This is a genomic window from Streptomyces sp. NPDC046203 (assembly GCF_040646255.1).
In the GTDB taxonomy this organism is placed as follows: domain Bacteria; phylum Actinomycetota; class Actinomycetes; order Streptomycetales; family Streptomycetaceae; genus Streptomyces.
The window spans coordinates 139,168-163,595 of sequence record NZ_JBEYZX010000003.1 but is presented as its reverse complement, the minus strand read 5'-3'; the positions used below and the strand labels follow the sequence as shown (position 1 = coordinate 163,595).

Annotated in this window: 19 protein-coding genes; 10 read left to right on the top strand and 9 right to left on the bottom strand. The window is 71.6% G+C overall.

Annotated features, from left to right (window positions below; translation table 11 throughout):
• Positions 1-145 precede the first annotated feature (145 nt).
• The 3 genes from ABZ990_RS04020 (at position 146) to ABZ990_RS04010 (ending at position 3,507) form a co-directional block, all read left to right on the top strand.
• Complete coding sequence (locus tag ABZ990_RS04020) at positions 146-1,300, top strand: serine hydrolase domain-containing protein (RefSeq protein ID WP_361224825.1); 1,155 nt, start codon at positions 146-148, stop codon at positions 1,298-1,300.
• A gap of 317 nt (positions 1,301-1,617) precedes the next feature.
• A complete protein-coding gene (locus ABZ990_RS04015; protein WP_361224822.1) occupies positions 1,618-2,097 on the top strand; it encodes an Rrf2 family transcriptional regulator in 480 nt (159 codons plus the stop codon).
• Positions 2,098-2,232: 135 nt separating this feature from the next.
• Positions 2,233-3,507: an MFS transporter gene (locus ABZ990_RS04010; protein WP_361224819.1), complete on the top strand. Its 1,275-nt coding sequence runs from the start codon at positions 2,233-2,235 to the stop codon at positions 3,505-3,507.
• A 269-nt stretch (positions 3,508-3,776) separates the two neighbouring features.
• Here ABZ990_RS04010 and ABZ990_RS04005 read toward each other — a convergent pair whose 3' ends face one another.
• Entirely contained in the window at positions 3,777-4,391 is a 615-nt protein-coding gene (locus ABZ990_RS04005) for a YceI family protein (RefSeq protein ID WP_361224816.1), read from the bottom strand.
• 240 nt (positions 4,392-4,631) lie between these two features.
• Here ABZ990_RS04005 and ABZ990_RS04000 point away from each other — a divergent pair, with 240 nt between their 5' ends.
• From ABZ990_RS04000 to ABZ990_RS03985, 4 genes are all read left to right on the top strand, one after another.
• Positions 4,632-5,141: a hypothetical protein gene (locus tag ABZ990_RS04000; RefSeq protein ID WP_361224813.1), complete on the top strand. Its 510-nt coding sequence runs from the start codon at positions 4,632-4,634 to the stop codon at positions 5,139-5,141.
• Between the two features lie 224 nt (positions 5,142-5,365).
• Entirely contained in the window at positions 5,366-7,855 is a 2,490-nt protein-coding gene (locus tag ABZ990_RS03995; protein ID WP_361224811.1) for a polysaccharide lyase 8 family protein, read from the top strand.
• Between the two features lie 143 nt (positions 7,856-7,998).
• Entirely contained in the window at positions 7,999-9,582 is a 1,584-nt protein-coding gene (locus ABZ990_RS03990) for an acyl-CoA carboxylase subunit beta (protein ID WP_361224808.1), read from the top strand.
• A gap of 16 nt (positions 9,583-9,598) precedes the next feature.
• Positions 9,599-9,805 (top strand): acyl-CoA carboxylase epsilon subunit, encoded by a 207-nt coding sequence (locus tag ABZ990_RS03985; protein ID WP_361224805.1) that lies wholly within the window; start codon positions 9,599-9,601, stop codon positions 9,803-9,805.
• 270 nt (positions 9,806-10,075) lie between these two features.
• Here ABZ990_RS03985 and ABZ990_RS03980 read toward each other — a convergent pair whose 3' ends face one another.
• The 8 genes from ABZ990_RS03980 to ABZ990_RS03945 all read right to left on the bottom strand — a co-directional run bounded on the left by ABZ990_RS03980 (position 10,076) and on the right by ABZ990_RS03945 (position 21,208).
• A complete protein-coding gene (locus ABZ990_RS03980; RefSeq protein ID WP_069978110.1) occupies positions 10,076-10,657 on the bottom strand; it encodes an ATP/GTP-binding protein in 582 nt (193 codons plus the stop codon).
• Positions 10,638-11,222: a DUF742 domain-containing protein gene (locus tag ABZ990_RS03975; RefSeq protein WP_361224802.1), complete on the bottom strand. Its 585-nt coding sequence runs from the start codon at positions 11,220-11,222 to the stop codon at positions 10,638-10,640. Before ABZ990_RS03975 ends, ABZ990_RS03980 begins: the two co-directional genes overlap by 20 nt.
• 93 nt (positions 11,223-11,315) lie before the next feature.
• Entirely contained in the window at positions 11,316-11,729 is a 414-nt protein-coding gene (locus tag ABZ990_RS03970; RefSeq protein WP_359880845.1) for a roadblock/LC7 domain-containing protein, read from the bottom strand.
• A 10-nt stretch (positions 11,730-11,739) separates the two neighbouring features.
• Entirely contained in the window at positions 11,740-15,054 is a 3,315-nt protein-coding gene (locus tag ABZ990_RS03965; protein WP_361224799.1) for a nitrate- and nitrite sensing domain-containing protein, read from the bottom strand.
• 348 nt (positions 15,055-15,402) lie between these two features.
• Entirely contained in the window at positions 15,403-15,996 is a 594-nt protein-coding gene (locus tag ABZ990_RS03960) for an ATP/GTP-binding protein (RefSeq protein ID WP_361224796.1), read from the bottom strand.
• A complete protein-coding gene (locus tag ABZ990_RS03955; protein ID WP_361224793.1) occupies positions 15,977-16,384 on the bottom strand; it encodes a DUF742 domain-containing protein in 408 nt (135 codons plus the stop codon). The genes ABZ990_RS03960 and ABZ990_RS03955 overlap by 20 nt, the downstream gene beginning before the upstream one ends.
• A gap of 144 nt (positions 16,385-16,528) precedes the next feature.
• Complete coding sequence (locus ABZ990_RS03950; protein ID WP_030496942.1) at positions 16,529-16,942, bottom strand: roadblock/LC7 domain-containing protein; 414 nt, start codon at positions 16,940-16,942, stop codon at positions 16,529-16,531.
• 9 nt (positions 16,943-16,951) lie between these two features.
• Positions 16,952-21,208 carry a nitrate- and nitrite sensing domain-containing protein gene (locus ABZ990_RS03945; protein ID WP_361224791.1) on the bottom strand — a complete coding sequence of 1,419 codons (4,257 nt, stop codon included), beginning with the start codon at positions 21,206-21,208 and terminating at the stop codon, positions 16,952-16,954.
• A 586-nt stretch (positions 21,209-21,794) separates the two neighbouring features.
• On the opposite strand from ABZ990_RS03945, the gene ABZ990_RS03940 reads away from it, so the two are divergent.
• The 3 genes from ABZ990_RS03940 (at position 21,795) to gltX (ending at position 24,389) form a co-directional block, all read left to right on the top strand.
• Positions 21,795-21,998 carry a hypothetical protein gene (locus ABZ990_RS03940; RefSeq protein ID WP_361224788.1) on the top strand — a complete coding sequence of 68 codons (204 nt, stop codon included), beginning with the start codon at positions 21,795-21,797 and terminating at the stop codon, positions 21,996-21,998.
• A gap of 137 nt (positions 21,999-22,135) precedes the next feature.
• Entirely contained in the window at positions 22,136-22,921 is a 786-nt protein-coding gene (locus ABZ990_RS03935) for a fumarylacetoacetate hydrolase family protein (RefSeq protein WP_361224786.1), read from the top strand.
• Positions 22,914-24,389, top strand: coding sequence for a glutamate--tRNA ligase (gene gltX / locus ABZ990_RS03930; protein WP_361224783.1), 1,476 nt, complete (start codon positions 22,914-22,916; stop codon positions 24,387-24,389). The genes ABZ990_RS03935 and gltX overlap by 8 nt, the downstream gene beginning before the upstream one ends.
• The last annotated feature ends 39 nt before the right edge of the window (positions 24,390-24,428 follow it).

The following is a 24,428-nucleotide window of genomic DNA, read 5'->3' as shown; positions in this document are numbered from 1 at the left end:
GCAACTCCGGCCGAGTCAAGGCGAGATCGGGGCGTGGGCGCCCCCTTCGTCCTTCCTGAGCGCTGGTCCCGAGCACCGGGAATCCGGCAACGCCTTTGATCGTTCCGCTGTTCGAGACCGGGAACGGATCAAGGGGAGCGGGGACATGACCGAGGTGCACGGGACGGTGGCGGCCGGATTCGAGTCCGTACGGGAGGCGTTCGCGACCGTCGCGGCGGCCGAGGCCCGCGACGGCGGCGCGCAGCTCGCCGTCTACCACCGGGGCCGTCAGGTCGTCGACCTCTGGGGTGGCGACGGCGTCGACGGGGACTCCCTGCTCGCCCTCTACTCCTCCTCCAAGGGCGTGACGGCCCTCGTCGTCGCCCTTCTCGTCCAGGACGGCGCACTCGACCCGGACCATGAAGTGGCCTCTTGGTGGCCCGAGTTCGCCGCCGAGGGCAAGGAACGCCTGACCCTGCGCGAACTGCTCGCGCACCGCTCCGGGGCCATCGGCGTCGAAGGCGGCTTCACCCCCGCCGAGCTCACCGACGACCGCGCTGCGGCCGCCCGGCTCGCCGCCCACCGCCCGTACTGGGAGCCCGGCTCCGGCCACGGCTATCACGCGCTCACCTTCGGCGCGCTGGCCGGCGAGGTGGTCGTGCGGGCCACCGGCCGGACGGTCCACGAGCATTACGAGGAGCGGATCCGCGCCCCGTACGGCATCGACTACCACCTGGGCCTGCCCGAGGAGTTGGAACCGCGCTTCCGTACGGCGCTGCCGCTGGTTCCGTCCCCCGCCCAGGCGGCCTTCCTGAGGATGGGCAAGGGCCGGCCGGACAGCCTCCTCGACATCGCCTTCGGGCAGCACGCCGACCCGCCCTTCGACGCGGTCGCGTACGGCAACACGCGGGCCATCCGGGCCGCCTCCCCGCTCTCCGCCGGTGGCGTCGGCAGCGCGCGGGGGCTCGCCCGGGTGTACGCGGCGGTCGCGGGCGAACTCGACGGCCGCCCACCGCTGCTCACCCCCGGCACGCTCGCCGAGGTCTCCCGCGTCCACTCCTCGGGCAAGGACCTGGTCACCGGCGAGCGCAACGCGTTCGGCCTGGGCTTCGTCCCGCTCACCACCCGCCATCCCGAGCTGGGCCCGACCGCCATCGGCCACAGCGGTGTGCCCGGCAGCCAGTCCTTCGCCGACCCGTCCCGCGCGCTCTCCTACAGCTACGCCCGCCGCCGTTTCGCCTTCCTCGGCGGCCCCGGCGCCCTGGAGAACAACCGGCTGATCCGCGCGGTGACGCGCGCCGCCGACGAGGCCGCAGAGTGAGGCCGGCCGGGCGCCGGCCCGGGGCCGGGTCGGTACACCCGGCGATGTGCCCGGCGGGACCCCGGGGCTCGCGCACCGGATGCCATGGTCGGTCCGCCACCCCTGATCCCCCACCCCTGACCCGACACCCCTGATCCCTCGCCCCGATGCCCCGCCCTGGCTTCCCGCCGGTCGGAACCCGAGGCGGGCAGGAGCGCCGAGTTCCCGCGCGCGGTCCGTCTCGCCCGTCTCGCTCGTCTCGCCGCACGCGAGAACTCCCGCCCCACCAGGGTCACTTGCCGCCGTCGATCCTGGACATCTAACATCCGGATATGAGGATGAGTCACGGAGTGGAATGGGCGCTGCACTGCTGCCTCGACCTGGTCTGGCTGGCCGAGGAGGACCGCCCGGTGCCGACCGCCCGGCTGGCCGAGTTCCACGACCTGGCTCCCGCGTACCTCAACAAGCATCTCCAGGCGCTGGCCCGTGCGGGGATCCTCGGCTCCACGCCGGGCAAGCGCGGCGGGTTCCGTCTCGCCCGGCGCCCGGACAAGATCTCGCTGCTGGACGTCGTCACGGCGGTCGAGGGCCCCGATCCGGCCTTCCGCTGTCTGAACATCCGCAACCAGGGGCCGGGTGACGCGGTGATGGGCGGATCCGGCCGCCGGGCTTGCGTGATCTCCCACTCCATGCGCCGTGCCGAACTGACGTGGCGCCGGGAGCTGGCCGGCACCACGCTGGCCGACCTCGCCGAGGAGGCCCAGCAGCACGCCGCGGACGTGGCGGCCCGTACCCGCCGCTGGTTCGCCGACGCCTGATCAGGCGACCTGGCACCGCCCGCCCCCGGACACCCGGGTGAGCTTCCGAACGGACAGCCCCGACCCCAGGGTCTTCCGCTGTCCAAAACCAAGACAAAAAATATCCAGATTTCACGGTCTCAAGGAGAGAGCACCATGGCGAAACTGTCGCTGGGAGCCCTGCTGCCGGGCGGGAGTGCCCGCAAACCCGTCCTTCTGCTGGCGCTGGGATCCTTCGCGCTCGGTACCGACTCCTTCGTCATCAGCGGCGTCTTACCCGAACTGGGCGACGACCTCGGTGTCTCCCTGGGCACGGCGGGCCTGCTGATCACCGTCTTCTCGGCGGTCTACGCCGTCGGCGCCCCCGTGCTCGCGGTCGCGACGGGACGGGTGAGCCGCCGGAAGGTGCTCATCGGCTCGCTCACCGTCTTCGTCCTGGCCAACCTGCTGGCGGCGGTCGCCGTCGGCTACCCGCTGATGATGGCCGCCCGGGTGATCGCCGCGCTCTCGGCCTCCGTCTACATGCCGACCGCGACGGCCGCCGCCGCGGCGGTCTCCGCGCCCGAGGAACGCGGCCGCGCCCTGTCCGCGGTGCTCGGCGGACTCACCGTGGCCAACGCGCTCGGCGTACCGCTCGGCACCCTCGTCGGACAGTCGGCGGGCTGGCGCGGCACCTTCGCCCTGGTCACCGTGATCGGAGTGATCGCCCTCGCGGGCATCCTGCGCACCCTCGACGACATCCCCTCGCCGGGTGTCGCCTCCCTTCGGCAGCGCGTCGCCGTCGCCAAGGTCCGCGGTGTCCCGTCCACCCTGCTGGCCACGGCGCTCGCCATGTGCGGGGTGTTCGTCCTCTACAGCTACCTCGCCTGGTTCTTCGACCGTGCGGCCGGGGTCCACGGCGGCATGCTGACCCTGATCTATCTGATCTCCGGCATCACCGCGGTGGTGTCCAACCTCGCCGCGGGCTGGATGATCGACCACATGCCGCCCACGCGCGTCGCGGCCATCTCCATGGGCGGACTGACCGTCGCGTCCCTGGGCATGGCGCTGATGGCCGGGCTGTTCGCGCCGGGAATCGGGGCGGCCATCACCCTGTCCGCGGGGCTGGCCGTCTGGTCCCTGATCGGCTGGCTCTTCAACCCCGCCCAGCAGCAGCGGCTGCTCGCCGCGGCGGGGCCGCGCGGCCCGATCGCCCTGTCCCTCAACTCCTCGGCCATCTTCGCAGGTCAGGCGGTCGCCGGCATCCTCGGCGGTCTCGCCCTCGGCGGCGGGCCGGCGGCCCTGGCCCTGGTCGCGGCCGGGTGTGTCGCCGTGGCCGTGGTCCTGCTGGGCGTCTCCCATGTCCGCACCCGGCCGGCCGGCCCGCCGGTCACGTCCGACAGCCCCGCGGGTGCCGCAGGCACCTCAGGCGCCGCCGTCGCGGCCAAGTGACCCGACCGGACCACCCGCCTCCGCCCCGCTCCCCGAAGGAGCGGGGCGGAGGCCGTCCAGACGTCCGCCACCCACCACGCCACCCGCCCACCACGGCACCCGCCCCCGGGGACCCGCCCCGCACCGACCGACACCGACCGACACCGCCCCGCACCGCCCGGCGTCCACGGGTGCCGCCCCACGCCGAGCGCCCGCCTTCCACCGCGAGGTGGAGAGACGGGCGCGCTCGGTCGTGCTGTGCCGTGGGACGGATCCCCCGGGGCGTGGCCTCAGGCGGCCTTCTTGATGGCGGAGATGTCGAAGTTCAGCTTGACCTTGTCGCTGACCATGACGCCACCGGTCTCCAGGGCGGCGTTCCAGGTCAGGCCCCAGTCGGAGCGCAGGATCGTGGCCGAGCCCTCGAAGCCGACGCGCTCGTTGCCGTAGACGTCGGTGGCCGAGCCGTTGAACTCCAGGTCGATGGAGAGCGGACGGGTGACGTCCTTGATGGTGAGGTCGCCCGTGATGCGGTAGGTGTCGCCGCCCAGGTGCGCGGCCTCGGTGGACCGGAAGGTCATCAGCGGGAACTGCTCGGCGTCGAAGAAGTCCGCGCTGCGCAGGTGGTTGTCACGGTCGGCGATGCCCGTGTCGATGGAGGCGATCCGCACGTCGATGGAGGCGCTGGACTCGGCCGGGGTCGTGCCGTGCAGGTTCAGCGTGCCCTCGTGGTCGGCGAAGGTGCCGCGGACGTTGGTGACCATCGCGTGGCGGACCGTGAAGCCGATGCTGCTGTGGGCCGCGTCGATCGTGTACGAGCCGGTCAGCGCGGCGAGCGCGGGGTCGACCGGGAGGGTGGCGGTGGCGGTGGCGGCGGACTCGGTGTTCTTGCGGCCGAAGAGACCCATGGCGTGCTCCTTGTGGGGACGGTGCGCGGGGGGGAGGTCCGCGCTTTGTTGAACCTTCAACGAGAATGACTGTAGACGCATTCCGTTCAACTTTCAACATCTGAGTTTTTTGGCGTGCCCAGCCTCTGGCGGACGCGCGTGGATCTACGGCACCATCGTCGTGCACATGACAACCCACGCGTCCCGTGCGTCCGACAACCCCGTGCCCGCCCCCCGGTCCGGTCCCCATCAGGAGGCCCCGTGAAACTCCGCTCCGCCCTCACCGCCACCGCCCTCGTCGGCGGCGCCCTCTTCGCCCCCGGCTTCGGCGTGATGGCCACCGCCACCGACGCCCAGGCCGCCACGAAGATCACCCAGGCCACCGCGGTCTCGATGTTCAACTCCTCCGGCATCACCTGGTCCTCGTCCGGTGGCTGCTCGGACCGCAACAACTCCAGCTGTACGTCCTTCGACCAGCTCAACCTCACCACCGCCCAGGGCGCCCAGACTCTCAAGCGGTCCAGCGGCTGCGCCCTCAACATCACCGGCGGCACCGAGACCGGGCACGCGAGCGGCACCTACTCGCACTGGAACGGCTACAAGCTCGACTTCGCCAAGGCCACCTGCCTCACCAACTACGTGAAGAACACCTTCACCTACATAGGTCTGCGCGGCGACGGCTACCCGCAGTGGCAGTCCGGCGCCGGCAACCTCTACGCCGACGAGGGCAACCACTGGGACGTGACCTTCTACAACTGCGGCGGCTGCTGAGCCCCCACCCTGGGCCCCCGCCCCCGCCCCCGTCCCGTGCCCCTCGGCGACGAGCACGGCGGCAGGCGGCAGGCGGCAGGGTGGCAGGGCGGCACAGCGACGAGCGCGGCGGTACGGCGGTGCGGCGGCACACCCGTGCCGCCGCGCTCATTGAACGAGCCGGAGGGCCGCTGTAGAACCGGGTTCCGACCGGTCCTCGCCCCCGCCCCCTCCGGGAGGTCCCCGTGCCCGTCCCCGCGACCCCGTACGGCTGGTCCCGCCGCACCTTCCTGACCACCGCCGCCGCCACCACCGCCACCGCGGCCACCCTCGCCCTCGCCCCGCACGCCCGGGCGAACCCCCGGCCCGGGCCCCAAGCGCACCCCCACCCCCAGGCCACCGCCGTCGCCGCAGCGGACGAGTTCGAGACGCTGCGCCTGCGCTGGGCGGACCTCCAGCTCGGCTCCGGCTACGACCCGCACGCCGAGCCCTACGCCTCCCGGCTCGCCGAGACCGGCACCCTCGCCCGCGCGTTCCGCGCCACCATGGCCCCCGCCGCCGGCTCCCTGTGGCCCGACTGCCCCTTCGACCCGCCGTCCGGCATCACCCAGGGCTACGGCCGGCTGTGGACGATGACCCGGGCGTATCTCCAGGACGGCACCGGCCTCACCGGCGACCCCGTCCTGCTCGCCGCCATCCTGCGCGGCCTCGACCATCTCGCCGAACGGGTCTACCACCCCGCCACCACCCCGTACGGCAACTGGTGGGAGTGGCAGATCGGCTCCCCGCGCCTGCTCATGGACCTCGTCGCCGCCCTCCACCCGCTGCTCGGCGCCGACCGGATCGCCGCCGCCTGCGCCGCCGTCGACCACTTCGTCCCCGACAGCGCGCTCGGCGCGTACACGGGCACCTCCACCGGCACCAACCGGGTCGACCTATGCCGCTCGGTGGCGGTCCGCGGGGTCGTCGGTGCCGCGCCCGCCAAGATCGCCCTCGCCCGTGACGCGCTCTCGCCCGTTTTCCCGTACGTGGACCAGGGCGACGGCCTGTACGCCGACGGCTCCTTCGTCCAGCACACCTGGGTCGCCTACTCCGGGACGTACGGCCAGGTGATGCTCGACGGCCTCGGCCGGCTCTTCACGCTCCTGGCCGGCTCCCGCTGGGAAGTGACCGATCCGCAGCGGCAGATCATCCTCGACAGCGTCGAGCAGGCATATGCCCCGCTGATCTACGACGGTCTGATGATGGACAGCGTCAACGGCCGGGCCGTCAGCCGCGGCTACCTGAAGAGCGACGAGCGGCGGATCATGCGGTCCGACCACTTCCACGGCCAGGGCCTCATCGCCGCCATCGCCCTCCTCGCGGGCGGCGCGAGCCCCGCCGAGCGAAGCCGCTGGCACGCGCGCGTGAAGGGCTGGATCGCCCGCGACACCGTCACCCCGATCCTCGCCGCCCCCCAGTTCGACGTCGCCGACCTCGCCCGGCTGCACGCCGTCGCCGCCTCCGAGGTCCCCGCCGCCCCCGAACCGACCGGCCACCGGCTCTTCCCCGCCATGGCCCGCGCCGTGCACCGCCGCCCCGGCTGGGCGGCGAACCTCTCCATGGCCTCCGACCACATCGCCCACTACGAGTGCGGCAACGGCGAGAATCCGCGCGGCTGGCACACCGGCGCCGGGATGCTGTACTGGTGGACCGCCGGCCGGGGCGACCAGTACACCGACTGGTTCTGGCCCACCGTCGACCCCTACCGGCTGCCCGGCACCACCGTCTCCACCCGTCGCCTCGCCGACCGCGCGGGCGGCGAATGGGGCGAGCCCCGGCCCGACGCGCGTGCGGTCGGCGGGGTCACCGACGGCGAGTTCGCCGCGATCGGCCAGCACCTCAAGGGCCTCGGCTCCACCCTCCAGGCCCGCAAGTCCTGGTTCTGCGCCGCCGACGCCGTCATCTGCCTCGGCGCCGGGATCACCGCCACCGACGGGGTGCCGGTCGAGACGATCGTCGACAACCGCTGCCTCGGCGAGGCGGGCACCGCCGCCTTCACGACGGGGGAGGGATGGGCCCACCTCGACGGCCACGGCGGCTGGGTCTTCCCCGGCCCAGTGACTGGCCCCGCGACGAGCCCCGCGACCGGCCCGGGCTCCGCGACCGGCTCCGGCCCCGCGACGGGCCCCGCGACCGGCTCCGGCCGCGCGCCCCGCCCGCACACCCTGAGCGAGGACCGCACCGGCGCCTGGAGCGACATCAACACCGGCGGCTCCACCGAGCGCCGCACCCGCCGCTACCGGACCCTGTGGTTCGATCACGGCACAGACCCGGTGGACGCCTCGTACGCCTATCTGCTCATGCCCGGCGCCTCGCCGCGCACCCTCGCCGCCCGGGCCGCCGACCGGCACTGGCCGGACATCCTCGCCAACGACTCCGGCCGGCAGGCCGTCGCCGTCCCGTCCCTCGGGCTGACCGCCGCCGTCTTCTGGCGGGCCGGTACGGTGGAACGGCTGGCCGTCACCGCCCCCTCGGCCGTCCTGCTGCGGCGTACGGGCGGCACGGCGACCCTCTCGGCGAGCGAGCCGGAGCGGACCGGCCGCCCCTTCGAACTCGCCTGGGACCGTCCGGTACGGGCGGTCCGGGCGCACGACGACACGGTGGAGGTGCTGGCCGCCGGGCCGTCCGGGCTACGGCTCCGGATCACTCCGGGGAGCACGGGCGCCGGCCACCACTGCACGCTCCTCTTGTGAGAACCCCACAACCGGACAGGGGCCTGTGCTGTCGAATCGGTCTGGTGGGGCGCAGGTTCTGTCAAGCCTCACCAGGATTCGACACACGAACCTGTACGGATTCGACGGTGAGGTTTTCTGGCCCCGCTTCGTAGGGTCGGTACATGACCGTTGTGGACCAGACCCCGAGCGAGCCCGCCGACGCCCGTGGCCGTGTGGCGGAGCTGCACGAGCTGCGCGAGCAGGCCCGGCGCGGCCCGAGCGACCGCGCCACCGAGGCCCAGCACGCGAAGGGCAAGCTGACGGCCCGCGAGCGGGTGGAGCTGCTGCTGGACCCCGGCTCGTTCAACGAGGTGGAGCAGCTGCGCCGGCACCGGGCGGTCGGCTTCGGCCTGGAGGCGAAGAAGCCGTACACCGACGGTGTCATCACCGGCTGGGGCACCGTCGAGGGCCGGACGGTCTTCGTCTACGCGCACGACTTCCGGATCTTCGGCGGTGCGCTGGGCGAGGCCCACGCCACCAAGATCCACAAGATCATGGACATGGCCATCGCGGCCGGTGCCCCGCTGGTCTCCCTGAACGACGGCGCGGGCGCCCGGATCCAGGAGGGCGTCTCCGCCCTCGCCGGTTACGGCGGCATCTTCCAGCGCAACACCAAGGCGTCCGGTGTCATCCCGCAGATCAGCGTGATGCTCGGCCCGTGCGCCGGCGGCGCCGCCTACAGCCCGGCGCTGACCGACTTCGTCTTCATGGTCCGCGAGACCTCGCAGATGTTCATCACCGGTCCGGACGTCGTCAAGGCGGTCACCGGCGAGGAGATCACCCAGAACGGTCTGGGCGGCGCGGACGTGCACGCCGAGACCTCCGGCGTGGCGCACTTCGCGTACGACGACGAGGAGACCTGCATCGCCGAGGTGCGCTACCTCCTGTCGATGCTCCCGCAGAACAACCGCGAGAACCCGCCGCCGGTCGCCTCCGAGGACCCGGCCGACCGCCGCTCCGACGTGCTGCTCGACCTGGTGCCCGCCGACGGCAACCGCCCGTACGACATGCACAAGGTGATCGAGGAGCTCGTCGACGACGGCGACTACCTGGAGATCCACGAGCGCTGGGCCCGCAACATCGTCTGCGCCCTGGCCCGGTTCGACGGCCAGGTCGTCGGCATCGTCGCCAACCAGCCGCAGACGCTGGCCGGTGTGCTCGACATCGAGGCGTCGGAGAAGGCCGCCCGCTTCGTTCAGATGTGCGATGCCTTCAACATTCCGATCATCACTCTTTTGGACGTACCCGGCTTCCTGCCCGGTGTCGACCAGGAGCACGGTGGAATCATCCGGCACGGCGCGAAGCTGCTCTACGCCTACTGCAACGCGACCGTGCCCCGGATCTCGCTGATCCTGCGCAAGGCCTACGGCGGCGCGTACATCGTCATGGACTCCCAGTCCATCGGTGCCGACCTGACCTACGCCTGGCCCACCAACGAGATCGCGGTGATGGGTGCCGAAGGCGCCGCCAACGTCATCTTCCGGCGCCAGATCGCCGAGGCCGAGGACTCCGAGGCCATGCGCACTCGCATGGTCAAGGAGTACAAGGCCGAGCTGATGCACCCGTACTACGCCGCGGAGCGCGGTCTCGTCGACGACGTCATCGACCCGGCCGAGACCCGCGAGGTGCTGATCAAGTCCCTCGCGATGCTCCGCACCAAGCACGCCGACCTGCCGTCCCGCAAGCACGGCAACCCGCCTCAGTAAGAGGAGCGCACCGAAAGTGACCACGCCCGCCACAGCCAACCTTTTCCGCGTCGAGAAGGGCCACGCCGAGCCCGAGGAGCTGGCCGCCCTGACCGCGATCCTGCTCGCCCGCGCCACCGCCCGCCCCGCCGAGCCGGCCTACGCCGCCGCCGGCCGCACCCCGGTCGGCTGGCGCCGCCTGGAGCGCGAGGGCGGCTTCCGCGCCCCGCACAGCTGGCGCTGACCCCCGCGGACGCGGCCACGACGCGCCGCACGCACCCAGCACGCACCGAGGGCCCCCTTCTCCCACCCGGGAGGAGGGGGCCCTCGCTGTCGTACGGCAAGCGCGGGCGTACGGGCAAGCCGGAAACCGGCCGAGCCGGAAACCCTGCCGAGCGGGCGGAGACGGCACGGACAGCGCCGACGGCGGCCACGGCGAAGGGCCCCGTACAACGGCCGAAACGACCGTGTACGGGGCCCTGGGAGACCTTGTGGGGCTCGTGGCGCCGTCCGCCTACCGCAGGCGCGCCATCAGCGCGTGCTCGACGAGCGTGATGAGGGCGCTCTTGGCGTCCGCGCGGTGGCGGGCGTCGGTGGTGATGATCGGGGTGTCGGGCCCGATCTGGAGCGCCTCGCGGACCTCGTCCGGGGTGTACGGCTGGTGGCCGTCGAAGCCGTTGAGCGCGATGACGAACGGCAGGCCCGAGTTCTCGAAGTAGTCGACCGCGGGGAAGCAGTCGGCGAGCCGCCGGGTGTCGACGAGCACCACGGCGCCGATCGCGCCGCGCACCAGGTCGTCCCACATGAACCAGAAACGGTCCTGCCCCGGCGTACCGAAGAGGTACAGGATCAGGTCCTGGTCCAGGGTGATGCGGCCGAAGTCCATGGCGACGGTGGTCGTCGTCTTGTCGCCCGTGTGCGTCAGGTCGTCGATGCCCGCCGACGCGGACGTCATGACGGCCTCGGTACGCAGCGGATTGATCTCGGAGACGGCGCCCACGAACGTGGTCTTGCCCACGCCGAAGCCACCCGCCACCACGATCTTCGCGCTGGTGGTAGAACGGGCCGCGCCGCCGCTAGAGCTTGCGAAGTCCACTGAGCACCCTTTCGAGCAGTGTCACGTCTGGCTGTCCACCGGCGGTCTCGTCGCCGCCGGGCTGGTGGATGGCGACAAGTCCGGCCTCCGCCAGGTCGGCGACGAGGATCCGGGCGACGCCGAGGGGAATCGAGAGCAGGGCCGAGATCTCCGCCACCGACTTGATCTCGAAGCACAGCCGGCAGATCCGCTGGTGCTCGGGCAACTGCCCCTGCAACCGGGCCGGATCGGCCGTCGTACTGACCAGCGCCTCGATGGCGAGCTGGTAACGCGGCCGGGTCCGGCCGCCGGTCATCGCGTACGGGCGGACCAGCGGGTTGTGCCCGCCCGTCACGCTCGTGCCGCCCTGACCTCCGTCACCGCCCTGCCCGCCGCGACCGCCCTGCGCGGACGGCCCCGAAGGGCCCCCCTGGGCGTGGTGCGGCTGCCGGTAGGGCGGCGGCGGGGCAGTGGCGTCTCTGTGCGGCGTGGAAGAAAAGCCGTACGGGTTCCGCGCGTTGTCGCCGAATGGCGCCTGTTGCGCGTCATATCCGTTGTAGGGGCTTGCGCCCGGGGGTGTGCCCACGTCTCCTCCTCCTACTGCTTCGCGGTGCCATGTCCCGTGGTACCGCGCCACCGCACCCTACGGTGCGGTGGCCAGAAACGCACTGTTCGTCTGTCAGTTGAGCAGACTTCCCTGGAGTTCCGCCCGCAGGTCGGGGGTCAGCACGCCGCCCGCGCGGTCCACGAGCAGCGCCATCTCGTAGCCCACGAGACCGATGTCGGACTCGGGGTGGGAGAGCACGGCCAGCGAGGAGCCGTCCGAGATGGACATGATGAAGAGGAAGCCGCGCTCCATCTCCACCACGGTCTGGTTGACCGCACCGCCTTCGAAGATCCGGGACGCGCCCGCGGTCAGCGAGGTCAGTCCGGAGGCGACGGCCGCGAGCTGGTCGGCACGGTCGCGGGGGAACCCTTCGGACATGGCGAGGAGCAGTCCGTCGGCGGAGACCACCACGGTGTGGGACACCCCAGGGGTGTTGTCCACGAAATTGGTGATCAACCAGTTCAGATTCTGCGCCGCCTGGCTCATCGGGCTCACACTAACGCTCCTGGTTGTAGGTACTACCCGGGCCGAGGCCCGATCCGTTCGTGTCCGTCCCCGCGGTGCGTCCCTGCTGGACACCGCGGCGCAGGTTGCTCAACCTGCCCCGCACGTCCTCGGGTGCGCGGGAGACCTGGGGGCCGCCCTGCGGGGTGTGCTCCGCGGTGCCCTCGACCAGGTTGGCCTTGGGGACCCGTCGCGGAAGACCGGAGGAGGTGACTCCCCCCGCCTTCGGGTCGCGGAGCTTCTCGGCCCGCTGCCAGCGCTCGTCGTTCGCCGAGCGCCAGTCGTCGGAACCTTCGGCTTCGTTGTCGCCGCCGGCCTCACCGGCCGGACGCGCGGGCTGGGCCGCCTGCGGGGTCTGCGCCGCCTGGGGGGCGGCACCGCCGCGGCGCGGCAGACCGGCGTCGGTCAGTGCGTGGCCGGCGTCCGGGGCGGGACTCGGCGCGGTACCCGGACGGTCGAAGCCTACGCGCTCGGCGTCCGGTTCGGGAGCGAGACGGCCGGATTCCGATTCCGTCCCGAACTCCTGTGCGTAACCCTCGCCGTAGCCGGGCTGCTGCTGCCACTCACCCTGGTGGGCCTGGGATTCGAAGGTGTTGTCGTATCCCGTGTGCCCGGTCGTGCCGCCGTCGTACGAGGCTTCCGCATACGGCTGGTTCGGCTGGATCTGCGGGGTCCCGTAGACCTCGGCGGGCTGCTCGTAACCCTCGTAGCCCTGGTGACCCTCGTGACCCGCGTATTCCTGCGGCACCGGCTGACCCTGCGGCATCTGCTGGATCTGCTGATCCTGCGGTATCTGCTGGATCTGCGGGGCCGGCGGGGTCTGCTGCGGGTAGGCGTAACCTTCCTGCGCCTGCGGATAGCCCGAGGGGTACTCCGAGGCGTAGGCCTGCTCGTGCTCCTGCGGTACGTACCCCTGCGGGGCGGCCGAGGGGTCGAGCTCGTCGCGGAACAGCGGGCGGCCGTCGGCCGGGTGCATCTGGGCTTCCAGCGCGGCCCGGCGCTCCTCGCGCATCAGCGAACGGCCCACCGGGTCCATCCGCCGGCCCTCGCCCGGCTCCTCGTACCGCGAGTCGTCGAAGCCCAGCTCGGCCGCGGTGCGCATCGGCTGCGACTGCGGGTCGAACGCGGGCTGCGGCTGCTCCGGGATCATCTGCGAGACGGTGAAGTCGTCGTGCGGGGACTGTCCCTCGCCACCGCCACCGTGGGTGATCGCGTCCGGCAGCATGACCAGCGAGGTGGTGCCGGCCTGCTCGCCCGAGGGGCGCAGCTGGACCCGGATGCCGTGCCGGTCGGCGAGCCGGCCGACCACGAACAGACCCATGCGCTGCGAGACGGCGGCGTCCACGGTCGGCGGGTTGGCCAGCTTGTGGTTGATGTCCGCGAAGTCCTCGGCGGTCAGGCCGATGCCCTTGTCGTGGATCTCGACCATCACCCGGCCGTCGGGCAGCCGGGTCGCGGTCACCCGGACCTTGGTCTGCGGGGAGGAGAACGTGGTGGCGTTCTCCAGCAGCTCGGCGAGCAGGTGCACGAGGTCGGTCACGGCCTGGCCGTGGATCTCGGCCTCCGGTACGCCTTCGAGGTCGACGCGCTCGTACTGCTCCACCTCGGAGGCGGCGGCGCGCATCACGTCGACCAGCGGGACCGGCTGGTCCCAGCGGCGGCCCGGCTCCTCGCCGGCGAGGACCAGGAGGTTCTCGCCGTTGCGGCGCATACGGGTGGCCAGGTGGTCGAGCTTGAACAGCGACGACAGCTGGTCCGGGTCGGCCTCGTTGTTCTCCAGGTCGGTGATGAGGCTCAGCTGGCCCTCGATCAGCGACTGGTTGCGGCGCGAGAGGTTGGTGAAGATCGCGTTGACGTTGCCCCGGAGCATGGCCTGCTCGGCGGCGAGCCGGACGGCCTCGCGGTGCACCTGGTCGAAGGCGCGGGCGATCTCGCCGATCTCGTCGTGGGTGTCGACCGGGATCGGCTGGACCCGGGTGTCGACCCGGCCCGGCTCGGTCCGGGACAGCTGGTCGACCAGCATCGGCAGCCGCTGCTCGGCGATGCCGAAGGCGGCGGTGCGCAGCTCGCGCATCGAGCGGCTCATCTGGCGGGCCATCAGACCGGCGATGACGAAGGCGGCGAGCAGCGCGATCAGCACGATGGCGCCGTTGACGAAGGCGTCGGTGCGGGCGCTGGAGGAGATGTCCCCGGCCTCGGTGACGGCCCGGTCGACGAGTTCCTTCTCGACCTCGGTGTAACCGTCGAACTTCGAGGTGGCGACGGCCATCCAGGTCTCGGCGGTGATGCCCCGCTGCTTCAGCTCGTCGATGCCGTCGGCGTCCTTGGCGGAGCCGATCGCCTCGGCCATGCCCGCGAAGACGGAGGTGTCCTTGCCGGAACCCTTGGGCAGATCGATGCCGCGCGCGGCCATCTTCTTGGCGCCTTCGGCGGACTTGCCGGCCATGACCTCCATGAGCCGGTCCATGTCGGCCTGGGTGCCGCCGGAGGTGTACTCGCCGAGGGCGATCTGCTCCAGATAGTTGTACGAGTTGAAGGCAACCGACTGCTGCGCGAACACGTCCTCCTTCTTACTGGGACGGACGAGCAGCTGGGTGCCGATCGAGCGCTGGAGCGACTCGGCGCCCTTGGCGAGCTGGAGGGCGTAGACGGTACGGCCGTAGCTGGTGATGTTTCCGGTGCCCAGCCCGAGTTCGTTGGCGAACTCCAGCAGGTAGTGCTGGACCTCGGTGTAGCCCACCTGGGTGTCGACGGGGTCGAGGGCCCGGGTGTACGCGATCTTGCGCAGTTCCTGGAGCTTGGGCTCCGCCTTGCGGAAGAGGTTGAGACGGCGCTGCATGCGCTCGCCGCCCGGCATGTCCGTGACCGTCCGGTCGAACTTCTGCTTGGCGGCGTCGGTTGCCGCGTACGCCTTGGTGATGGCGGGGGCGGACCGGTCCTCGGGGCTGTTCGCCTTCAGCAGCGGTTCGGCGGTGAGGTCACGCTCGTCGAGGAGGGCCTGTCCGTACTCCGCGGCGGCGCCCACGATGCGCGCGGTCTTCTCGGCGTCCCGCGCTTCCTGCCAGGTGTCCATGGAGGACTTCACCTGGAAGCCGCCCATGACCAGTCCGACGAGCACGGGGATGAGGAGGATGGCGTTCAGCCGGGTGGGCACGCGCCAGTTGCGCGGCGACAGCTTGCTGGTGCTGCCCGTACGGCGCGGGGCCGGGGGAGCGGGTTCGTCCGGTGGCGACACGGCCGTACGCGACGGCGGTGTGAAGTTGCCCCGCGTCTGTTGCTCCGCGGAGCTTTCCTTGCTTCGCCTCACTCGACAACCTCTCGGCGTCGGCACCTACGTTGTGCCGGGTCTTTCGTTCAGGGCCGTACTACTCGGGAGTTCATGAATTCCAGCACGTGAAGGGGGCCGTATCCAAACAGTGCGGAGCAACCGGTTTTCGTGCGTCCCGCCAGAGATAAAACGGGCATAAAGAACGAGCCCCGCCAAAAGGCGGGGCTCGTGTGAGCGCAGCGGCACCGAACGTATGCGTCGGGTGTCCGCAGCGCCCCAATTCTCTGTCGAAACGTTATGAACGAGAGGGTGGCCGTGTCGAAGGACACAGCCCCTCTTCCCCGCCTCCACGGCAACTTCCGTATGGCGGCTTCCACTTGGCTTCCGCTATTTCAGACGGGCCATCAGAGCGTGTTCGACCAGGGTGATCAGGGCGCTCTTGGCGTCCGCGCGGTGGCGGGCGTCGGTGGTGATGATCGGGGTGTCGGGCCCGATCTGGAGCGCCTCGCGGACCTCTTCGGGAGCGTACGGCTGCTGCCCGTCGAAGCCGTTGAGCGCGATGACGAACGGCAGACCCGAGTTCTCGAAGTAGTCCACGGCCGGGAAACAATCCGCCAGCCGGCGGGTGTCCACCAGCACCACGGCGCCGATCGCGCCGCGCACCAGGTCGTCCCACATGAACCAGAAACGGTCCTGACCCGGCGTACCGAACAGATACAGGATCAGGTCCTGGTCCAGCGTGATGCGGCCGAAGTCCATCGCCACCGTCGTGGTGGACTTCGACCCCGTGTGCGTCAGGTCGTCGATGCCCGCCGAGGCGGACGTCATGACGGCCTCGGTCCGCAGCGGGTTGATCTCGGAGACGGCGCCCACGAACGTGGTCTTGCCCACGCCGAAGCCACCCGCCACCACGATCTTCGCACTGGTGGTGGAACGGCCCGCCGGAGCGGCGGCACCGCCACTAGAGCTTGCGAAGTCCACTGAGCACCCTTTCCAGCAGCGTCACGTCCGGCGTGCCGCCGGCCTCTCCGTTACCCGGCTGGTGGATGGCCACCAGACCCGCCTCGGCCAGGTCGGCCACGAGGATGCGGGCCACGCCGAGCGGCATCGACAGCAGGGCCGAGACCTCGGCCACCGACTTCACCTCGCGGCACAGGTGGCATATCCGCTGGTGCTCGGGGAGCAGGGTGGCCATGTGTGCCGGGTCGGCCGTGGTGCTGACCAGGGCCTCGATGGCGAGCTGGTAGCGCGGCCGGGTCCGGCCGCCGGTCATCGCGTACGGACGAACCAGCGGCTGGTCGCCCTCAGCGCCGTACGGATCGTCGAGCGACGTGCCGTACGGATCGTGAGAGGCGGGGGGCGGGGTCATGAATCCTCCGGGCGTGACGGCAGACGCACTGCCGTCTGATGGGGCCGGTGGGGGGCCGGGTGGGGGCGGCCGGACGGTGAACGGTCCGGTGCGGTGCGGAGGGGCGCACCGCCGCGGTCGTATCGGTACGGACGGGTGTGATCGCTAGTGGAGCAAGCTGCCCTGGAGCTCGGCCCGCAGATCCGGGGTGAGCACGGAGCCCGCCCGGTCCACGAGGAGCGCCATCTCGTAGCCCACGAGGCCGATGTCGCACTCGGGGTGCGCCAGTACGGCCAGCGAGGAGCCGTCCGAGACCGACATCAGGAAGAGGAAGCCGCGCTCCATCTCCACCACGGTCTGGGCGACCGGTCCGCCCTCGAAGATCCGGGACGCCCCCGCGGTCAGCGAGGTCAGTCCGGACGCGACCGCCGCGAGCTGATCGGCACGGTCGCGGGGGAACCCTTCGGACATGGCAAGGAGCAGTCCGTCGGCGGAGACCACCACCGTGTGGGACACCCCGGGGGTGTTGTCCACGAAATTGGTGATCAACCAGTTCAGATTCTGCGCCGCCTGGCTCATCGCGCTCAACTAACGCTCCTGCTGCTGGTTCGGGCCGAGGTCGAAGGAACCCGTGTTCGGGTTACCCGCCTGGCGGCCCTGCTGGATACCGCGGCGCAGATTGGTCAGCCGGCCGCGGACGTCGTCGGGTGCGCGGGACACCTGGGGGCCGGCCGTGGGGGCCTGCTCCTGGGCGGTCCCGGGCACGAGGTTGGCCCGCGGCACGCGCCGCGGGAGCCCGGAGGTGGTGACACCGCCGGCCGCGGGCTTGCGCACCCGCTCGGCCTGGCGCACCAGTTCGTCGTTCGGCGAGGTCCGCCAGGCGGCCGAACCGCCCTGCTGCGGAGCCTCGGCCTGCTGCGGGGCCGCCGGGGCGGTCTGCTCGGCCGACGGGAAGACCGGGTTCTGCATGGTCTGCTCGACGTCCGGCAGCGACGGCGCGGCCGGAGCCGGAGCCGGAGCCTGGGGCTGGGCCGGAGCCGGGGCGACGGGCTGCGGGGCCTGGAAGCCCTGGCCGTAACCCTGCTGCGCCTGCTGTGCCTGCTGGCCCTGGTGCTGCGGCCGGCCCTGCTGTGCCTGCGGCTGCTGGGGAGCCTGTGCCTGCTGGCCCTGCTCCTGGCGGTGCCAGTCGGTCTCCAGCGTGTCGAACAGCGGGGTCCGCATCTCGCCGCCACCCTGCGAGGGCGCCGGAGGCAGCGCCTCGGGGCGGCGCGGCTGCTGGAGCTGCGGCTGCTGGGACTGCTGCTGCGGGGCCGGCTCGTTCGCGGTCCGCTGACGCGGCGCGGGGGCCTGGGCCTGCTCCTGGGCGTACGGGACCGGGGCCTGCGCCTGCGGCTGACCGTACGGAGACGGGGCCTGCTGGGCCTGGGGCTGGCCGTACGGGGCCGGGGCCTGCTGGGCCTGGGGCTGGCCGTACGGGGCCTGGGCCTGCTGCGGCACCTGGGCCTGCGGGACGAACGGCTGGTGACCGTACGCCTGCTGCTGCGGAGCCTGCTGCGGGGCACCGAACTCCGGGCGCGGGAAGCCCGCCGTGGACGCCGGGTCCTGGCCGTCGGCCTGGTAGCCCTGCGGGGCCTGGGCCTGGGCCTGGGCCTGGGCCTGCGGAGCCGGAGCGCCGAAGTCGGGACGGGCGAACTGGCCGGTGGAACCGGGGCCGTCGGGGACGCCGGGCAGCGCGTAGCCGCCCGTGCTCTCCGGGTCGTCGTGACCGCGCGGCGCGTCCAGCGGACTCATGTCCTGCTGCGGCCGGCGGACCGGCTGCATCTGGTCGTTGCCCCAGCTGGTGGCCTGCGGACGCGGCGCCTGCTGCGGCTGCTGGGCCTGCCGGTCGGGGGCACCGCCGGGCAGCTCGGCGCGCGGGAAGCCGTTCGCCGCCGCCGGGCGCGGCTCCAGCGGAGGCCGGGCCCCCTGCTGCGGCTGCGGGGCCTGGGGAGCCTGCGGCATCTGCGCGGCCTGCGGGGCCTGGGCCTGCTGGCCCGGCCGGGTGTCCTGGCCGCCCCAGATGTCCGTACGGGACGGGATCGCGCTCTGCGCGCCGCCGCCGAACCCGCCGGGCACCCCGGCACCGGCCCCCGGACCCTGCGGCTCGGCCGGAACCGGCGGCATCTGCGCGGTCTCCGGGCCCGAGGCGCCGCGGTCCTGGTAGAGGTCCTGCTGCCGGTCCTGCGGCCGGCCCTGACCCTGGCCCTGGCCCTGCATCTGACCCGGTCCCTGGGCCTGCGCCTGGACGGGCGCGGGCGCCTGCGAACGCTCCTCGAAGAGGTTCGGGCCCTGCGGCTGCGGGGAGTTCGGGCGCTGCGCGTCCCGGCTGGGCAGCGCACCGCGCGCCGGGCCGGCACCGAGCCGGCCGCCGGGGGCACCCTGGCCGCCCGGACGTCCGCCGCCGAGCGCCGCGGCCGCGCCGGGACCGGCGGCGAGCCGGCCGCCCTGGGGGGCCTGGCCCTGCGGGGCACCGTTCTGGCCGCCGGGCTGACCGGCCTTGGGCGCGGGCTTCTTGCCGCCGTGGGCGACGTCGACGGGGAGCATGACGAGCGCGGTGGTGCCGCCCGAGTCGGACGGGCGCAGCTGGATCCGGATGCCGTGTCGCAGGGACAGCCGGCCGACCACGAACAGACCCATGCGGCGGGAGACCGAGACGTCCACGGTGGGCGGCGAGGCGAGCCGCTCGTTGATCGCGGCCAGGTCCTCGGGGGACAGACCGATACCGGTGTCGTGGATCTCGACGAGCACCCGGCCGTCGGGCAGCGCGTGACCGGTCACGCGGACCTTGGTCTGCGGGGAGGAGAACGAGGTGGCGTTCTCGAGCAGCTCGGCGAGGAGGTGCACGAGGTCGTTGACGACGCGGCCGGCGACATCGGTCGCGGGGACCGAGGCCAGCTCGATGCGCTCGTACTGCTCCACCTCGGAGGCGGCGGCACGCAGGACGTCGACCAGCGGGACCGGCCGGGTCCAGCGGCGGCCCGGCTCCTCACCGGCGAGGACGAGGAGGTTTTCGCCGTTACGGCGCATACGGGTCGCGAGGTGGTCGAGCTTGAACAGCGACGACAGCTGGTCCGGGTCGGCCTCGCGGGACTCCAGTTCGGAGATGAGCGAGAGCTGACGCTGGATGAGGCCCTGCGAACGGCGCGAGAGGTTGGTGAACATCGCGTTGACGTTGCCCCGGAGGAGGGCCTGCTCGGCGGCGAGCCGGACCGCCTCGCGGTGCACCTCGTCGAAGGCCGCGGCCACCTGGCCGATCTCGTCGCGGGAGTGCACACCGACGGACTCGACGGAGGTGTCGACGTCCTGCGGGTCGGCCTCGGAGAGCTGCTTGACCAGCTCGGGCAGGCGGTCCTGGGCGACCTTGGTCGCGGTGTCCTGGAGCCGGCGCAGCGACCGGATCATGGACCGGGCCACGACGAACGCGCCGACGAGGGAGACGCCGAGGACGAGGAGGATCAGCGCACCGTTGATGATGGCTTCGCGCTTCGACGCCTGCTTCAGCTCACGGGCCTCGGTCTCCATCTTTCCGAGGAGGTCGGCCTCGATGCGCTTCATCGCGGTCATCTTGGTGCCGTACTCGTCGGTGAAGTTCAGGTGACCGCGCTTCACGTCCGGCAGGCCGCGGGTCGACTTCAGCAGACGCCGGGCGTAGTTGTCGGCCGCCTCGATCGACGGGTCGCCGTTGAACAGCGAGGCCGTCAGGTCCTCGGAGTTGCCGCCGGTCGACTCGTAGATGTACTTGAAGGACTTGAGCTCGACGTCCTCGGAGTTCTGCGCGGCTTCACCGTAAAGCCGGTCGCTGAGCTGGAGGTTGGCCGGGCGGCTGTCGTTCGGCGGCAGCGAGGAGGCGATGATCGCTTCCTGGATGGAGGCGTACTCCTTGGCGGACGAGAACGCGGCGAGCGCGCGGGTCCGCTTGATCATCTCCGGGTTGCTGGTCGCCTGGGCCATGTCCTGGGACAGGCTGAGCAGGGAGCGGATGAGGCGGCTGTACGCCTCGACCGTCACCGACTTGGCGATGCCTTCCTCGTACGCGGTGGAGCGGATCGAGCCCAGCGCGCTGACCTGCGAGGCGATCTGGTTGACGTTCGACCGGATGCTGCGCAGCGACTCGTCGCTGCTGGTGTCCGAGATGCCCTTGGTGGCGTCGAGAAACGCCTTGTAGGCACGGTCGGTCTTCTTGCGCGGGTTGGCGACCTGGTAGTCGCCGGCGCTCTTGCCGTTGGCGAGCGGACCGGCCGACAGACCGCGCTCCTCCTGGAGCGCCTCGGCGAAGTTGGTGGCTTCCTTGGTCAGCTTGGTGAGCAGCTGCATCTGCTCCAGCTGGTCCATGTCCTGCAGCGACTCGCTGATACGGATGCCGCCGAGGCTGGTGGCCGCGACCACGGGGAGGGTCAGCAGGGCCACCAGGCGGGTGGAGATGCGCCAGTTGCGCAGGGCTATTCGCGGCCCGACCTGGGCCTCGGACTGAAGGTCGGGGAGCGGCGCGTGCTCGGAGACGGCGTCCTCGGCGGTACCGCCGGCGCTCTTCTCCGGCCCGGCGGGCCCGGCGGGGCCGATAGGTGCGGCGGGGCGGCCGGGGCCGTCACCGCCCTTGCCCTTGCTCCTGCCCTTGGCCTTGCGGCCGGGGCCGTCCTTGCCCTTGCGGCCGGGTCCGTTCCCGTCCTGGGGATCCGGGTTCTGCGGGTGTGGCGCAGGGGAACCGTGCTGGGTCCCGGCACGCGGTTCCTGCTCCGCCGGAGCTTCCCCTCGTCCCTTGCGGGCCTGGGAAGAGCCCGTGCCATCCCTCTTGAAACGTCCCTGCACTAGCGTCGCAACCTCTGGACCAGGCGTCCCCTCCGGATGAACGGAGAGGACGGTGTCGGCGTCGTGGGGAGCCGGTCAGCCCCCCGGGGTGGTCGTCGGTGACCGGCGCAGATCCCCCTGTCCCCGCCACTCGGCCGGCGCTGCGATGCGCCCTCTGCGCGCCAGTCTTGGAAACCCGCGGCGGTGCCGGAATTCCAGCACAGTGGCGGATCTCCAACAAGGGCCGCACGGCAGGCCGGGGCGGGGATGACGACATGTGTGCGGGGAGTCACCGCGTGTAGAAGATGATCACGGAGGAAACGGTCATACCCTGACGAAAACAAGAGGCCCCAGGGGTGTCCCAGTCGCGGCGATCGGGAGCGGAATGGATCATTCGGTACGGGAATGTCTGTTTCGGTGACCAGGGATTGCGGTGCGTAATGCCCGGTTTGTTCGCTCTAGGGTGAGCAAAATCACACACAGTTTGTTGGATCAACCATGCATTCGAAGGGAATTGCATGTTTAGCCTGACGCTTTACAGAATGGGCAGCACGTCCTACGCGCCCATCGGGGCGCGTCCCGCCGCAGACAAAGGTCCGACACCGCGATGACGACGCCCTCCGCACTTCCCGCCGTTACGGCCAACCCCCGCCGCTCGACCCTCGCCCACCTCGAGGACGCGGCCGAACTCGGCCGGGGTGCCCAGCCCGAGTACGCCGCGACCCTGCCGACCGTCACGGCCAACCCGCGCCGCACCGTCCTCATGACGGCCCCCGCGCCGTTCGTCCCCGCGTACCTGTCCGCCGAGTAGTCACCCGGTAGCGGTCCGGAGCCGTCCCTGGTCGCCCCGCAGCCGTCCGGCGGACAAATCCGCCGGTCCGCCCCTCGCCGCGCGTTAGCCTGGAGCGTCAGACTCCAGCCAGCATCAAGTGAGGGGCGACAGCACTCGTGCGCATCGCCAGATTCTCCATCGACGGCAATGTCGCCTTCGGCGCGGTCGAGGGCGAGGGAACCGTCGAGTCCGGCGGCCTCGTCCTCGACATCATCAAGGGCATCCCGTACACGGACTTCGAGCTCAGCGGCACCAAGGTCCCGCTGAGCAAGGTCCGGCTCCTGCCGCCCGTACTCCCCAACAAGGTCGTGGCCATCGGCCGCAACTACGCGGAGCACGCCAAGGAACTGGGCAACGAGGTCCCCGAGGTCCCGGTGGCCTTCTTCAAGCCCACCACCTCCGTCATCGGCCCCGGCGACGCCATCGAGTACCCCTCCTTCTCCAACGAGCTGCACCACGAGGCCGAACTGGCCGTGGTCATCGGCCGCATGTGCCGTGAAGTGCCCCGCGAGCGCGTCAAGGACGTCGTCTTCGGCTACACCTGTGCCAACGACGTCACCGCCCGCGACGTCCAGAAGCGCGAGGCCCAGTGGTCCCGCGCGAAGGGCTTCGACACCTCCTGCCCGCTGGGGCCCTGGGTGGAGACCGACCTCGACCCGAGCGACCTGACCATCCAGGCCACGGTCAACGGCGAACAGCGCCAGCTCGGTCGTACGAGCGACATGATCCGCTCCATCGAGGACCTGGTCGTCCACATCACCGAGGCCATGACGCTGCTCCCCGGCGACGTCATCCTCACCGGCACCCCCGCCGGGGTCGGCCCCCTCAACGTCGGCGACGAGGTCGCCGTCACCATCGAAGGCATCGGCACTCTCACCAATAGGGTGATCAAGCGTGGCTAACGCCCACATCCGCGTCCGTTTCTGTCCCTCCCCGACCGGCAACCCCCATGTCGGCCTGGTCCGCACCGCCCTGTTCAACTGGGCCTTCGCCCGGCACAACCAGGGCACCATGGTCTTCCGCATCGAGGACACCGACGCTGCCCGCGACTCCGAGGAGTCGTACAACCAGCTGCTCGACTCGCTGCGCTGGCTCGGCCTGGACTGGGACGAGGGCCCCGAGGTCGGCGGTCCGCACCCGCCGTACCGGCAGTCCCAGCGGATGGACATCTACAAGGACGTGGCCGACAAGCTGCTCGCCGGCGGCTACGCGTACCACTGCTACTGCACCGCGACCGAGCTGGACGAGCGCCGCGAGGCCGCCCGCGCCGCCGGCCGCCCCTCCGGCTACGACGGCCACTGCCGCGAGCTGTCCGCCGAGCAGGTCGAGCAGTACAAGGCCGAGGGCCGCGAGGCCATCGTCCGCTTCCGGATGCCGGACGAGACGATCACCTTCACCGACCTCGTCCGCGGCGAGCTCACCTTCACCCCGGAGAACGTCCCGGACTACGGCATCGTGCGCGCCAACGGCGCCCCGCTGTACACCCTGGTCAACCCGGTCGACGACGCCCTGATGGAGATCACCCACGTCCTGCGCGGCGAGGACCTGCTCTCCTCCACCCCGCGCCAGATCGCCCTCTACAAGGCGCTCATGGAGCTGGGCGTCGCCAAGGAGATCCCGGCCTTCGGCCACCTCCCGTACGTCATGGGCGAGGGCAACAAGAAGCTCTCCAAGCGCGACCCGCAGTCCGCCCTCAACCTCTACCGGGAGCGCGGCTTCCTCCCCGAGGGCCTGCTGAACTACCTGTCGCTGCTCGGCTGGTCCTTCTCCGCCGACCGCGACCTGTTTACCCTCCCCGAGATGGTGGAGAAGTTCGACATCGCGGACGTCAACGCCAACCCGGCCCGCTTCGACCTGAAGAAGGCCGAGTCCATCAACGCGGACCACATCCGCATGCTGGACGTGAAGGCCTTCGCCGCGGCCTGCGAGCCCTGGCTCCAGGCCCCGCACGCCCCCTGGGCGCCGGAGGACTTCGACCAGGCCGCCTGGGAGGCCATCGCGCCGTACGCCCAGACCCGGCTCACCGTCCTGTCCGAGATCACGGCCAACGTCGACTTCCTGTTCCTCGCGGAGCCGGTCTTCGACCAGGCTTCGTGGGACAAGGCGATGAAGGGCGAGCCCGCCGCGCTCCTCACCACCGCCCGCGAGAAGCTGGCGGCGGCCGACTGGAACGACCCCGAGGCGCTGAAGAACGCCGTCCTCGCCGCCGGTGAGGTCCACGGCCTCAAGCTCGGCAAGGCCCAGGCCCCGGTCCGTGTGGCCGTCACCGGCCGTACGGTCGGCCTGCCGCTCTTCGAGTCGCTCCAGATCCTGGGCCAGGACAAGGCCCTGGCCCGCATCGACGCGGCCCTGGCGAAGCTCGCCGCGTAAGCGTTTCGCTCTCCGCCCTCGGGGGCGGCACCCGGAAAT